11 protein-coding genes are annotated in these 13079 nt (G+C 63.5%); 6 read left to right on the top strand and 5 right to left on the bottom strand.

What is annotated here, in order from left to right; translation table 11 throughout:
* Nucleotides 1-182: 182 nt before the first annotated feature.
* A complete protein-coding gene (locus tag AC57B1_RS10855) occupies nt 183-1025 on the top strand; it encodes a uracil-DNA glycosylase (RefSeq protein ID WP_496417497.1) in 843 nt (280 codons plus the stop codon).
* Between the two features lie 137 nt (nt 1026-1162).
* Here the strand turns inward: AC57B1_RS10855 and AC57B1_RS10850 are convergent, their stop codons facing one another.
* From AC57B1_RS10850 to AC57B1_RS10835, 4 genes are all read right to left on the bottom strand, one after another.
* Nucleotides 1163-1759, bottom strand: coding sequence for an FMN-dependent NADH-azoreductase (locus tag AC57B1_RS10850; protein ID WP_091798715.1), 597 nt, complete (start codon nt 1757-1759; stop codon nt 1163-1165).
* Between the two features lie 154 nt (nt 1760-1913).
* Nucleotides 1914-3704 carry a M61 family metallopeptidase gene (locus AC57B1_RS10845; protein ID WP_496417496.1) on the bottom strand — a complete coding sequence of 597 codons (1791 nt, stop codon included), beginning with the start codon at nt 3702-3704 and terminating at the stop codon, nt 1914-1916.
* Nucleotides 3705-3798: 94 nt separating this feature from the next.
* Nucleotides 3799-4524, bottom strand: coding sequence for a DsbC family protein (locus AC57B1_RS10840; RefSeq protein ID WP_091798709.1), 726 nt, complete (start codon nt 4522-4524; stop codon nt 3799-3801).
* Between the two features lie 121 nt (nt 4525-4645).
* A complete protein-coding gene (locus AC57B1_RS10835) occupies nt 4646-5818 on the bottom strand; it encodes a UbiH/UbiF family hydroxylase (RefSeq protein WP_496417495.1) in 1173 nt (390 codons plus the stop codon).
* Between the two features lie 394 nt (nt 5819-6212).
* On the opposite strand from AC57B1_RS10835, the gene ychF reads away from it, so the two are divergent.
* On the top strand, nt 6213-7307 hold the full coding sequence (gene ychF, locus AC57B1_RS10830; RefSeq protein WP_091798706.1) for a redox-regulated ATPase YchF: 1095 nt from the start codon (nt 6213-6215) through the stop codon (nt 7305-7307).
* Nucleotides 7308-7420: 113 nt separating this feature from the next.
* Here the strand turns inward: ychF and AC57B1_RS10825 are convergent, their stop codons facing one another.
* Nucleotides 7421-8398 carry a glycerophosphodiester phosphodiesterase family protein gene (locus AC57B1_RS10825; protein WP_496417494.1) on the bottom strand — a complete coding sequence of 326 codons (978 nt, stop codon included), beginning with the start codon at nt 8396-8398 and terminating at the stop codon, nt 7421-7423.
* Between the two features lie 327 nt (nt 8399-8725).
* Between AC57B1_RS10825 and ugpB the strand changes: the two genes are divergently transcribed.
* The 4 genes from ugpB to AC57B1_RS10805 all read left to right on the top strand — a co-directional run bounded on the left by ugpB (nt 8726) and on the right by AC57B1_RS10805 (nt 13065).
* Nucleotides 8726-10051: a sn-glycerol-3-phosphate ABC transporter substrate-binding protein UgpB gene (ugpB, locus tag AC57B1_RS10820; protein WP_408301950.1), complete on the top strand. Its 1326-nt coding sequence runs from the start codon at nt 8726-8728 to the stop codon at nt 10049-10051.
* A gap of 113 nt (nt 10052-10164) precedes the next feature.
* Nucleotides 10165-11049: a sn-glycerol-3-phosphate ABC transporter permease UgpA gene (ugpA, locus tag AC57B1_RS10815; protein ID WP_091798697.1), complete on the top strand. Its 885-nt coding sequence runs from the start codon at nt 10165-10167 to the stop codon at nt 11047-11049.
* Nucleotides 11046-11891 (top strand): sn-glycerol-3-phosphate ABC transporter permease UgpE, encoded by an 846-nt coding sequence (ugpE, locus tag AC57B1_RS10810; RefSeq protein ID WP_091798694.1) that lies wholly within the window; start codon nt 11046-11048, stop codon nt 11889-11891. Before ugpA ends, ugpE begins: the two co-directional genes overlap by 4 nt.
* Nucleotides 11892-11976: 85 nt before the next feature.
* Nucleotides 11977-13065 carry a sn-glycerol-3-phosphate import ATP-binding protein UgpC gene (locus tag AC57B1_RS10805; RefSeq protein WP_496417493.1) on the top strand — a complete coding sequence of 363 codons (1089 nt, stop codon included), beginning with the start codon at nt 11977-11979 and terminating at the stop codon, nt 13063-13065.
* Nucleotides 13066-13079 lie beyond the last annotated feature (14 nt).

Below are 13079 nucleotides of genomic sequence, written 5' to 3'. Positions count from 1 at the left end.
GCGAATGACTTCCTCCCGGCGGCCGCCGGCTCGTGCAACGCAACGTCAGGTGTCAGGCGGGCGCTCGCCTATCCTGCAATCTCGTCGAACAGGAGCGCCTATCCTGCGCCCACGCTGACCAGATACGACACGCCGCCGCCACACCTTGAGCAACACCCCGATTGCTGCGACACTTCCCCGCCATGACCTCTGCTTCCCGCACCCGTTCCAATCCGTCGCAGGCTTCGCTGTTTGGCGAAGCGGCCCCCGAGCCGGCCACTGACATGACGACCACTGCGCCGCAGCAATCCGGTGCCAGCGCGCCGCCGCCAACGCTCGAGGCGCAATTCGAAGCGCTGCCGCCGGCATGGCGCGCGCATCTCAAGCCGTTTATCGAAAGCGATGCGTATGCACCGCTCTGCCGTTTCGTCGACGGTGAGCGCGCCGCCGGCAAAACCGTCTACCCCGCCGACGTTTTCCGCGCACTGCGCCTGACCAGCCCCGACGAAGTGAAAGTGGTAATCCTCGGCCAGGATCCGTATCACGGCGAGGACCGCGGCACGCCGCAAGCGCACGGACTGGCGTTTTCGGTGGCGCCGAATGTGCGCACGCCGCCGTCGCTGCGCAACATCTTCAAGGAAATCGCCGCGAGCCTCGGCCACGAGACGCCGCGTCACGGCTGTCTCGACACCTGGGCGAAGCAAGGCGTGCTGCTGCTGAACACGGTGCTGACCGTGGAGCGCGATTCCGCCGCCAGCCACGCAAAACGCGGCTGGGAAAAATGCACCGACACGCTGATCCATGAACTGGCGATGCGCCACGACGGCCTCGTGTTCATGCTGTGGGGCGCGCATGCGCAAGCCAAGCGCGCGCTGCTCGGCGGCAAGTCGCATTACGTGCTGGAGGCGCCGCATCCGTCGCCGCTGTCGGCGCATCGAGGTTTTCTCGGCTGCGGGCATTTTGCCAAGGCCAACGAATATCTCGCGCAGCACGGCCGCGAGCCGATCGACTGGCGGTTGCCCGACGAAGCGCAAATGCTCGCCTGAATGCGCCACCAACGGACAGGGACGAAGCAACCGCGACACATCGGCGCCACAAAACAAAAACGCCACGGATTCAGAACCCGTGGCGTTTTTTCATTCCAGAACACTATTCGCCGCAGCTTGAAGCGGCGCGGCCGGCTTTACGCAGCGGCGATCGCTTCGCGGGCGGAAGCCAGCGCGGCGCCGGCGGCGTCCGGGCCCATGTTCAGGCCTTCGGCGTAGATGAAGTTCACATCGGTCATGCCGAGGAAGCCGAGGAAGCTCTTCAGGTACGGCGTCTGGCTATCGTTCGGCGTGCCGAGATACTTGCCGCCGCGTGCCGACACGACGTACACCTTCTTGCCCTTCACGAGACCTTCCGGACCGTTCGCCGTGTACTGGAACGTGATGCCGGCGCGTGCGATGAAGTCGAAATACGTCTTCAGTTGCGACGAGATGCCGAAGTTGTACATCGGCGCACCGATCACGACGATGTCGGCGGCTTGCAGTTCGGCGATCAGCGCTTCGCTGCGCGCAGCGATCGCGGCTTGCTCGGCCGTGCGTTGGTCAGCCGGCGTGAAGAACGCGCCGAGGACGGCGTCGTCCAGATGCGGCAGCGGTTCGGCTTGCAGATTGCGGACGACGACTTGCGCGCCCGGATTCGATTGTTGCAGCTTTGCGGTCAGCTCGTTGACGAGTAGCGTCGAGTTCGCGCCTTGCGAGCGGGCTGCCGAGTTGATTTGCAGGATCGTGGTCATGGTTGACTCCAGTTGGGGCGCGCTGTGTTGCGCGAGTGGAGCCATTGTGTTTTTTTACCGACCCGGGAAAAAGCCATCCGGCAGCGACGGATTGTTGCACTGGTAGGACAATCCGCCGCGCCCGGCCGTCCATTGTGGACGGCCCGGATGACGATCAGCTTTCCAGCCAGCGCTCGCGCGCCTTGCGCGCGGCGGCCCGCTTGTCGCTGACGGCGAGCTTGTAGCGCGCGACCTCAGGCCCGTCCAGCTTGACTTGCGCGACGCGCAGTTCGTCGCGGCGGAACGCATGAACCTCGACTTTCGCGCCCGGCTGATAGCGCGCGAGCAACCCGTCAAGATTCGAGCCGGTCACGCGCAGGCCGTCCAGCGCGATCAGCACGTCGCCAGCCGAGAGCCCGGCTTTTTGCGCGGCGCTGCCGTCATGAACGGCCGCGAGCGTGCAATCCGCGCCGCCGCGCACGCGTGCGCCGAGCGACGGCTTGCCGTTCTTTTCGAGTTCCGGCGCGATTGCTACGCCGAACGGCGCGAGCAGCGTCTCGAGCGGCAGATCGTGCGTGCCGTGCACGGCTTCGGCGAACAACTCACCGAGTTTCGCGCCGGTCGCTTCCGCGAAAAGCGCCTCGATCTCGCTTTCGTCGACGCCAACCGGTTTGCCGCGATAGAAGTCACGGCCGAAGCGCTGCCAGAGCAAGCGCATCACGTCGTCGAGCGATTTGCGGTTGTTGGTCTGCGCGCGAATCGTCAGATCGAACGCCAGCGCGACGAGCGAACCCTTGGTGTAATAGCTGACGATCGCGTTCGGCGCGTTCTCGTCCTGCCGGTAGTATTTGACCCACGCGTCGAACGAGCTTTCGGCGACGCTCTGCTTCAAGCGCCCACTGCCGCGCTGCACGCCACCGACCACCTTGCCGAGCAGGCCGAAGTAGTCGTCCTGCGTGATCAGGCCGCTACGCACGAGGATCAGATCGTCGTAGTAAGAGGTGAAACCCTCGAACAGCCACAGCAGCGACGTGTAGTTTTCGACGCTCAGGTCGTACGGCGCGAACACGGCCGGCTTGATGCGCTTCACGTTCCAGGTGTGGAAGTATTCGTGGCTGCACAAACCGAGATAGGTCCGGTAGCCTTCGGTGAGCGCCTCGCGCCCTTCCACCGGCAAATCGCCGCGATTGCAGATGAGCGCGGTCGAAGCGCGGTGTTCGAGGCCGCCGTACCCATCCGTAACGGCCTGGGTCATGAATACGTAGCGATCCACCGGCGCTTTCTTCGACTTGGGCTCGAACAACGCGATCTGCGCTTCGCAGATGCGCTTCAGGTCGGCGGACAGACGCGCCATGTCCAGCCCGACCACGCGCCCGGCGATCACGACGTCGTGCGGCACGCCGTGCGCCTTGAACGTCGCGAGCGCGAATTCACCCAGCGTGACGGGATGATCGATCAGCTCGTCGTAGTTCTGCGCGCGATACTCGCCAAAACCATAACGCTTCGTGCCGCGCGCTTCCGGCAGCGCGGTGGCGACACGCCAGTTGCGATACGCCGCGCCTTCCGGCTTCTGGATATCGACCACGCACTGCGCTTCCTCGTGACCGAGCGGCGAGAGAAACACGCTCGTGCCGTTGAAAAAGCCCGTCGTATCGTCGAGATGCGCGGCGCGTACCGAGAAATCCCACGCGTAGACCTCGTAGCGCAGCGTCAGCGCGCCTTTGACCGGCGCGGCCTGCCAGGTGTGCTTGTCGGTTTTTTCGACGCGCACCTTGCGGCCCGCGTCGTTGAAGGCACGCAGCGTCACGATGTTGCGGGCGAACTCGCGCACCATGTAGCTGCCCGGAATCCACACCGGCAGCATGAAACGCTGACCGGCCGGATCGGGATCGGCGACGGTCACGGTGACTTCGAACAGGTGAGCGGCGGGTTGCTTGGGAACGATGGTGTAGCGGATCGGCTTCATCGGCGGCGATTAGGAGAGGTGAGGCGGGAATAGTTGGGCTTGATGCGAAAGGAGGCGCACGTCGCGCCTCCTTTGTTCGATGTGTTCCGTATGCTCAGCGCACTGCGGACATTTCCTTGTCCAGCCGGTCGGCCGGCACGGCGCCGGGCAGGCGGCGGCCGTCGGCGAGGAACACCGTGGGCGTGCCGTCGACGTTCATGGCGTGGCCGAGCGCGAGGTTCTTGTCGATCGCGGCGGTGTCGCAGGTGCCGGCGGCGGTGGGCGCCTGATGGTCCTGCATCCACGATTCCCATGCCTTCGCACGGTCCGTCGAACACCAGATCGACTTCGACTTCGCGGTCGAATCGGGCGACAGCACCGGGTACAGGAAGGTATAGATCGTCACGTTGTCGATCGATTTCAGCGACGTTTCGAGCTGCTTGCAATACGGGCAGTTCGGGTCGGAGAACACGGCGATCTTGCGCGCGCCGTTGCCCTTCACGACCTTCACGGCGTTGGCGAACGGCAGGCTCGCGAAATCGATACGGTTGGTTTCCGCGAGGCGCGCTTCGGTCAGATTCTTACGGGTCTTCGCGTCGACCATGTCGCCGAGCATCAGATAGTCGCCGTTCGCGTCGCTATAGACGATCTGCGAGCCGAGGTTCACTTCGTACAGGCCGGCGATCGGCGATTTCGTCACGCTCTTGATCGTCACGTCCGCGAGGCGCGTTTGCAGCGTGGCTTTGAGCTTGTCGGTAGTCTGGTCGGCCTGTGCGGAGCAGCCGATCGTGACGGCTGCGATTGCAAGCGCGGCGGCCGCCACGCGGAAAGTCTTTTTCATGCTGAATTCCTGGGTTCAATCGCGCTATTGCGCGTTTCGTGACGTTCCCGGTCTGACCGGAACGGCGTCCATCCGTTCATGATACCTGCCTGGCCGGCCGCGGCATGCCGGGCCGGGCGCGTCACCCCAACGCGGCCGACACCAGCCAGCGTTTGATGAACGGCTGTGCACCGACGAAAGCCATGCCGGTATTGCGTAGCGCCTTGGCGAACGGACCGGGAACGGAAAAGAGTTTTTGCAAACCGTCGGTGGCGATCATCAGCGCGCGAATGTCTTCGCGGCGTGCGCGTTCGTAGCGACGCAGCAGCACCATGTCGCCGAGATCGCGGAACGACTCCTTGCCGGCGACGGTCTCGACAAGCGCCGCGACGTCGCGCAGGCCAAGGTTCATGCCCTGCCCGGCCAGCGGATGGATCAGATGCGCGGCGTCGCCGACCAGCGCGACGCGTGGTGCCACCAGCCGGTCGACCGTTTGCAGCGCCAGCGGGAAACCTTGCGCGGGCGTCACGCAGTCAAGTGCTCCGAACTGGCCGCCCGTCACGCGTTCCACTTCAGCAGCGAGCTGCGCCGGATCGAGCGCGACCAGTTGTTCGGCGTGCTCGGTGCGCGCCGACCACACCAGCGAGACGTGGCCGTCCGGCATGGGCAAGAGCGCGATGATCTCGCCGTCCTTGAACCATTGATACGCGGTTTCGCTGTGGGGCTTCTCGGCCTTGAAATTGGCAACCACGCCGGTTTGCTTATAGTCGCGCCGCACCATCTTCGAGCCGATCTGCGCGCGCACCCACGAATGCGCGCCGTCTGCGCCAACCACCAGATCGGCTTCGAGCACATTGCCGTTGGCGAGGCCGACGCTGGCGCTGTCAGCGGTGAAGTCCAGCGCCTGGGCGCGCGTGTCGATCCAGGTAAGATTCGGCTGGAAGCGCAGCGCGGCGTCCAGTGCGCGCTCGATCACCGACGACTCGACGATCCACGCGAGTTGCGGCACCGAAGCCTGAAACGCGGAGAAATGCAGTTCGGCGTGCGCGTCACCGTAGACGCGCATGTCGTAGACCGGCCCGAGCCGCGTCAGATCGAGCGCCTGCCAGACCCGCAAACGCTCCAGCAGAGCCTGCGAGCTCGACGACAGCGCGTAGACTCGCGAGTCGAAGCTGGCGCCGTGGGGGAGCGCCGCGCAGGGCTGCGCGAGCAGCGCCACGCGCAGTCCGCCTTGCGTCAGCGCCAGCGCCGCGGTCTTGCCGACGAGCCCGCCGCCGATCACGGCGGCATCAAAGGTCTGGTGGTGTGCATTCATCCGCGCATTATAGCCGTGGGGGTTGCGAGGGACGGATCGACACGCTCGGCGTTTGCGCCCGAACAAGCGCGCCGATACTCGCAGACGACCGTCCGCCGCCAGCGCCGCGTCCGCTTCGCGCAGCCGCGTGAATTCGCGGTCTGAAGACAGGAACGCCATGCGCCCGCCCGGACGGCAAGCGCCGCTCTCCGTCTGCCGCAGCAGTGAGCCGATCCGAACGGGTTACAATTACGCTTTCCGTGAAAACTCGCACCCGGTCGTCGAGCAACGCCCCGATCCGGTGTCTTGTCCCGCTCCGCTGCATTTGTCCGCCACGCCACACGCGAAGGCTTCTCGAATCCTGCATATAGCGTCGAGCGCGTCACGCAACTTACTGAATCAATGAAGGATTTCCATGAGCCTCAAATGCGGCATCGTCGGCCTGCCTAACGTCGGCAAGTCCACCCTGTTCAATGCGCTGACCAAGGCGGGCATCGCCGCCGAAAATTACCCGTTCTGCACGATCGAGCCGAACGTCGGCATTGTCGAAGTGCCGGACGCGCGTCTGAAGGCGCTCGCTGAAATCGTCAAGCCGGAGCGCATCCTGCCGGCCGTGGTGGAATTCGTCGACATCGCCGGTCTGGTGGCCGGCGCGAGCAAGGGCGAAGGTCTGGGCAACCAGTTTCTCGCCAACATCCGCGAAACGGATGCGATCACGCACGTGGTGCGCTGCTTCGAAGACGAGAACGTGATTCACGTCGCGAACAAGATCGATCCGCTGTCCGATATCGAGGTGATCAACACCGAACTGGCGCTGGCCGACCTCGCGACCGTCGAAAAGGCGCTGGCGCGCTATTCGAAGGCAGCCAAGTCGGGTAACGACAAGGAAGCCATCAAGAACGCCGCCGTGCTGGAAAAAGTGCGCGCGCAGCTTGACCAGGCCAAACCGGTCCGCGCGCTCGACCTGTCCGACGAAGAAAAAGCCACGCTCAAGCCGTTCTGCCTGATCACCGCGAAGCCGACCATGTACGTGGCCAACGTGAAGGAAGACGGTTTCGAGAACAACCCGCATCTGGACGCGGTCACGAAGTTCGCGGCTGCGGAAAACGCGCCGGTCGTCGCCGTGTGCGCCGCGATCGAAGCGGAAATCGCCGACCTCGACGAAGCCGACATGGAAGTGTTCCTCGCCGACATGGGCATGGAAGAGCCGGGCCTGAACCGCGTGATCCGCGCCGGCTTCAAGTTGCTGGGCCTGCAAACCTACTTCACGGCGGGTGTGAAGGAAGTGCGCGCGTGGACGATCCATATTGGCGATACGGCGCCGCAGGCGGCCGGCGCGATTCACACGGACTTCGAGCGCGGCTTCATTCGCGCGCAGACCATCGCGTTCAACGACTACATCACCTACAAGGGTGAACAAGGCGCGAAGGAAGCCGGCAAGATGCGCGCGGAAGGCAAGGAATACGTCGTGCACGACGGCGACGTGATGAACTTCCTGTTCAACGTGTAAGTTTGAGTTTGAACCTCGGCTTCAGCGCGAGGCGGCCACGGGTGGAAACCTGAACGCCGCCATCCGCGCAGCCGGTGACATTGAAAGAGCCCGCTTTGAGCGGGCTCTTTGCTTTACTGCCCGCCACTTGTGCCGGCGCGCCCGCACTGCAGCGGCAACGCGATACCGTTCCTGACGGCCGTCATCTTCGACGGCGAATCCGCGAGCACGGCGTCGATGCCGAGGCACGCAGCCGTGCGGTAATCGTCCGCGTCGTTCACGGCGATCGCAACGATTCGCACGTCCGGCTTCTGCCTGAAGCACGCGACCGTGGCAGGCGTCCATAACATAGCCTGCACGTCCGAGCGCCCTTCGCCCAGCGTGAACTTCTCGACCACCGTCAATGCGCGACGCAACTCGAACGCGCTCATCGCGTGTTCGGCCGGCGCGTCCACACAACCCTGATTCAGCAGGACTCGCACGAGCCGCCCACGCGTGGCATCGCGCGATTCGAATAGCCGCGCTTGCGGATACGCGGCAAAGCTCCGTTGATAGTCCGCTTCAGTCGAATAGATCGACACGCGCCGCCATGCGTTTTCTTCATCGAGTACGCGCGCGACGGCCAGCGTCTGCGGTTCGGCGGGCAGCGCCTTCATATCGAGGATCACCGGCATGCCAGCCGGCATGATGCGCAGTGCTTCGCGCAGCGTCGGAATGCCCACAGGGTGATCGCGATACGGATAGCCATCCGCGCGGCGGAACGTCCACCCCGCATTCACGCGCGTGAGTTGAGCCGCCGTATACGCGGACACTGGCCCTTTCGCGTCGGTCAACGCCGACAGATCGCCCGGCCGATAAAGAACCGGTACGCCATCCTTGCTCAACTGCACGGTGAGCCACATCGCGTCGGCGTGATTCGTGATGGACAGGCGAATCGCTTCGAGCGTGTTCTCGGGCGCATCGCCCGTGCCACCGCGATGCGCGATGATCGCCGGCAACGCGCTCACCTGCGTGACGGCATTGTTCGGCGTCAAGGGAGGCGTGAGCCAACAACCCGCCAGTAAAAGGCCTGCAATAAAGCTGCCTCCCGTCAATCGTACTGAACTCAGCATCTGGAATCCTGATTAATACCCACCGTGGCGTAACGTACACGAAGCGGGCACACGCGCAACGGACGTCTATCATGCCCGCACGGGAACGGCCGCGTCCACCGAACGAGCTCAGTCCCCGCTCCCACGCAAACTCGCGCATTCATCGCCCACTCAATGGGCATATCAACACCCGCTGTTTCCGTTTTGTGACACCGATGTTAAATTGCGGCATTCGGCGACCGCCAAAAATGGTGCGCGCCGTCCGGCCGCCGACGCCGGACTGTCATCGAACACAACTAGAATCGCGCGATTCGCATCCGCGCCCGTTCCGACACTGGAGACAAATCGATGAGTTTGAAGCCGCTAATCCGTTCGCTATCCGTTGCCGCCGTGTTGAGCGCCGGCCTCACTCAGGCGGCCTGCGCCGCAACTGAAATCCAGTTCTGGCACGGCATGGAAGCCGCGCTGGGCGAACGGCTGAACGACATTGCCAACGCGTTCAACGCGTCGCAAAGCGACTACAAGATCGTGCCGGTGTTCAAAGGCACTTACGACCAGACCCTCGCCGCCGGCATCGCCGCCTATCGCAGCGGCAATGCGCCGGCCATCCTTCAAGTCTACGAAGTCGGCACCGCCACGATGATGCAGGCGAAGAAGGCCGTGATCCCCGTCTCCGAAGTGTTCAAGCAGGCCGGCGTGCCGCTGGATGAAAAGGCCTTCGTGCCGACCATCGCTAGCTATTACAGCGACGCGAAAACGGGCGAGCTGATCTCAATGCCGTTCAACAGTTCGACGCCGGTGCTTTACTACAACAAGGACGCCTTCAAGAAAGCCGGCCTCGATCCGAACCAGCCGCCGAAAACCTGGGCGGAACTGCAGGCCGACGCGCAGAAGCTGAAGGCGTCGGGTATGGCGTGCGGTTATTCGTCGGGCTGGCAGAGCTGGATTCAACTCGAAAACTACAGCGCCTGGCATGGCGCGCCGTTCGCGACGAAGAACAATGGCTTCGACGGCCCGGACGCGCAACTGGAATTCAACAAGCCGCTGCAGGTCGCGCATATCCAGTTCCTGCAAAACATGCAGAAGGACGGCACTTTCACCTACGTCGGCCGCAAGGACGAACCGGTGTCGAAGTTCTATAGCGGCGACTGCGGGATCATCACCAACTCGTCGGGGTCGCTCGCCACGATCAAGAAGTACGCGAAGTTCAGCTTCGGCACCGGCATGATGCCCTACGACGCCAGCGTGAAGGGCGCGCCGCAGAACGCGATCATCGGTGGCGCGAGCCTGTGGGTGCTGTCGGGCAAGGATCCGGCGGTCTATAAGGGCGTGGCGAAATTCCTCTCGTATCTGTCGTCGGCGCCGGTTGCGGCCAAGTGGCATCAGGACACCGGCTATCTGCCGGTCACCACCGCCGCCTATCAACTGACGCAGCAACAAGGCTTTTACGAGAAAAATCCGGGCAGCGACACCGCCATCAAGCAGATGCTCAACAAGCCGCCGCTGCCGTACACGAAGGGCTTGCGTCTGGGCAACATGCCGCAGATCCGCACGATCATCGACGAAGAACTCGAACAGGTTTGGGCTCAGAAGAAGACGCCGCAACAGGCGCTCGACGCGTCCGTGTCGCGTGGCGATGAACTGCTGCGCCGCTTCGAGAAAGCCGGCAACTGAGCCGGCAACTAAGCCGAAAACTGAGCGGAAAACTGAGCGGAAAACTGAGCGAACGAGGTTCCGGCGCGCCCGCGCCGGAACCCGTGGTTGCCGCAGAACCTTGGATATCATCGATGGAAAAGCGCTCCAGCTTCGGCACCAGCCTGCTGCCCTACCTGCTCGTCGCGCCGCAACTCGCGATCACGCTGCTGTTTTTCCTGTGGCCGGCCGGTGAGGCGCTGTGGCAATCCACGCAAAGTCAGGACGCGTTCGGCACGTCGAGCGAGTTCGTCGGGCTCGCCAACTTCAAGCAGCTCTTTGCCGATCCGCTCTACCTGTCGTCGTTCTACACGACGCTGATCTTCTGCGCGCTCGTCACGGTGTCCGGCCTCGTGATCTCGCTGTTGCTCGCAGTCTGCGCCGATCGCGTGACCCGCGGCGCCAAGACCTATCAAACGCTCCTGATCTGGCCGTATGCCGTCGCGCCCGCGATTGCCGCCGTGTTGTGGTCGTTTCTGTTCAACCCGAGCATCGGCCTCGTCACCTACGCGCTGGCCAAGTACGGCATTGTCTGGAATCACGCGCTGAACGCAGGTCAGGCGATGTTCCTCGTGGTGCTCGCGTCCGTCTGGAAACAGGTCAGCTATAACTTTCTGTTCTTCTATGCCGGCTTGCAGGCGATCCCGCGCTCGCTCATCGAAGCGGCGGCGATCGACGGCGCCGGCCCGGTACGGCGCTTTTTCGGCATCGCACTGCCCCTGCTGTCGCCGACCAGCTTCTTCCTGCTGGTGATCAACATCACCTACGCGTTCTTCGACACCTTCCCGGTGATCGACGCAGCAACCGGCGGCGGCCCCGCGCAATCCACTCGCACGCTGATCTACAAGATCTTCGCCGAAGGGTTTCAGGGGCTCGACATTGGCAGTTCCGGCGCGCAGTCGGTGATCCTGATGGGGATCGTCGTCGCGTTGACGGTCGTGCAATTCCGCTTTATCGAACGCAGGGTTCAATACTCATGATCGAGAACCGCCGCGGTTTCGACCTCTTCTGCCACGCGGTGCTGATTCTCGGCGTCGTGCTGGTGGTGTTTCCGGTCTACGTCGCGTTCTGCGCGGCGACCATGAGCGAGCAACAGGTGTTCAGCGTGCCGCTTTCGCTGGTGCCGAGCACGCATCTGTTCGAGAACATCGCGACGGTCTGGTCGCAAGGCAGCGGCAACGCGGCGGCGCCGTTCGGCCGCATGCTGTTCAACAGCCTCGTGATGGCGCTGGTGATTTCGATCGGCAAGATCGCGGTCTCCATGATCTCCGCTTACGCGATCGTGTTCTTCCGTTTCCCGTTTCGCAATCTCGCGTTCTGGCTGATCTTCATCACGTTGATGCTGCCGGTCGAAGTGCGGATCTTTCCGACCGTGCAGGTCGTGTCGTCGATGCATCTGAGCAATACGTACAGCGGTTTGACATTGCCGCTGATCGCCTCGGCCACCGCGACATTCCTGTTCCGCCAGTTCTTCATGACGCTGCCGGACGAACTGATGGAAGCGGCGCGCATCGACGGCGCGGGCGCCATGCGGTTTTTCTGGGACGTGGTCCTGCCGCTGTCGAAAACGAACATGGCGGCCCTCTTCGTCATCACCTTCATTTACGGCTGGAATCAGTACCTGTGGCCGATTCTGATCACGAGCCAGCAATCGCTGACCACGGCCGTGGTCGGCATAAAAAGCATGATCGCCTCCGGCGACACCGCGACCGAATGGCATCTCGTGATGACCGCGACGCTGCTAGCGATGCTGCCACCGCTCGCCGTCGTGCTGACGATGCAGCGCTGGTTCGTGCGCGGACTCGTGGACGCGGAGAAGTAAGCGGCGCCCGTTTGAGCGAGCTTATTCCGGCATTGAAATAACAACACCGCACGACGCGCGGCAAGCAACGAAAGGCTAAAACGGCATGGCTGCACTGACTCTGCAAGGCGTGAAAAAAACCTACGACGGCAAACAGTTCGTGTTGCACGGCATCGACGTGGACGTCGCCGACGGCGAGTTCGTCGTGATGGTCGGCCCGTCCGGCTGCGGCAAATCGACCTTGCTGCGGATGGTGGCGGGACTGGAGCGCATCTCCGAAGGCAGTATTTCGATCGCCGGCAAAGTGGTCAACCAGCTCGAACCGAAAGATCGCAACATCGCGATGGTGTTCCAGAACTACGCGCTCTATCCGCATATGAGCGTGGCCGAGAACATGGGTTACGCGCTGAAGATCGCGGGCGTGGACCGGGCGCAGATCAGGCAGCGCGTGGACGCCGCCGCGCAGATTCTCGAACTCGAAGCGCTACTGCAACGCAAGCCCCGCGAATTGTCCGGCGGACAACGGCAACGTGTCGCGATGGGCCGCGCGATCGTGCGCGAGCCGGCGGTGTTTCTGTTCGACGAACCGCTGTCGAATCTCGACGCGCGCCTGCGCGTGCAGATGCGGCTCGAAATCCAGCGTCTGCATGCGCGGCTCGCCACCACGAGCCTGTATGTGACGCACGATCAGATCGAAGCGATGACGCTCGCCCAGCGCGTGATCGTGATGAACAAAGGCCACGCCGAGCAGATCGGCGCGCCGACCGAAGTCTATGAGCGGCCCGCCACGGTGTTCGTCGCGAGCTTTATCGGCTCGCCCGGGATGAATCTGCTGGAAGGCCGCGTGTCGGACGACGGCTCCGTTTTCGAAGTGGCGGGCAACGGTCCAAAGCTGCCTTTGACGGGCGTGGCGTCGATCGGCCGCGAAGTCGTCAAAGGGCGCGAGTGGACACTCGGCATTCGTCCGGAACACATGAGCCCGGGTCAGGCGGACGCGCCTCACGCGACGCTCACCGTCGATTCCTGCGAACTGCTCGGCGCGGACAATCTCGCGCACGGCCGCTGGGGCAAGCATGACGTGACGGTGCGCTTGCCGCATGCGCATCGGCCCGCGGCGGGCGAAGCGCTGCACGTGGCGCTGCCCGCGCAACATCTGCATTTCTTCGACCCGGCCAGCGGCAAGCGCGCGAACTGAGGCCTGATAAATCG

The sequence above is a fragment of the Paraburkholderia sp. BGA-UO-ETr-F21 genome (genome assembly GCF_059567925.1).
Note: the sequence above shows the minus strand (reverse complement) of the source record. Positions and strands in the feature narration are given on the sequence as shown.

Bases quoted from the DNA above. Each gene is read 5' to 3' on its own strand.
- AC57B1_RS10805 (WP_496417493.1), top strand. From the start codon at position 11,977: ATGGCTGCACTGACTCTGCAAGGCGTGAAAAAAACCTACGACGGCAAA.
- ychF (WP_091798706.1), top strand. From the start codon at position 6,213: ATGAGCCTCAAATGCGGCATCGTCGGCCTGCCTAACGTCGGCAAGTCC.
- AC57B1_RS10850 (WP_091798715.1), bottom strand. From the start codon at position 1,759: ATGACCACGATCCTGCAAATCAACTCGGCAGCCCGCTCGCAAGGCGCG.
- ugpB (WP_408301950.1), top strand. From the start codon at position 8,726: ATGAGTTTGAAGCCGCTAATCCGTTCGCTATCCGTTGCCGCCGTGTTG.
- ugpA (WP_091798697.1), top strand. From the start codon at position 10,165: ATGGAAAAGCGCTCCAGCTTCGGCACCAGCCTGCTGCCCTACCTGCTC.
- AC57B1_RS10855 (WP_496417497.1), top strand. From the start codon at position 183: ATGACCTCTGCTTCCCGCACCCGTTCCAATCCGTCGCAGGCTTCGCTG.
- ugpE (WP_091798694.1), top strand. From the start codon at position 11,046: ATGATCGAGAACCGCCGCGGTTTCGACCTCTTCTGCCACGCGGTGCTG.
- AC57B1_RS10835 (WP_496417495.1), bottom strand. From the start codon at position 5,818: ATGAATGCACACCACCAGACCTTTGATGCCGCCGTGATCGGCGGCGGG.
- AC57B1_RS10845 (WP_496417496.1), bottom strand. From the start codon at position 3,704: ATGAAGCCGATCCGCTACACCATCGTTCCCAAGCAACCCGCCGCTCAC.
- AC57B1_RS10825 (WP_496417494.1), bottom strand. From the start codon at position 8,398: ATGCTGAGTTCAGTACGATTGACGGGAGGCAGCTTTATTGCAGGCCTT.
- AC57B1_RS10840 (WP_091798709.1), bottom strand. From the start codon at position 4,524: ATGAAAAAGACTTTCCGCGTGGCGGCCGCCGCGCTTGCAATCGCAGCC.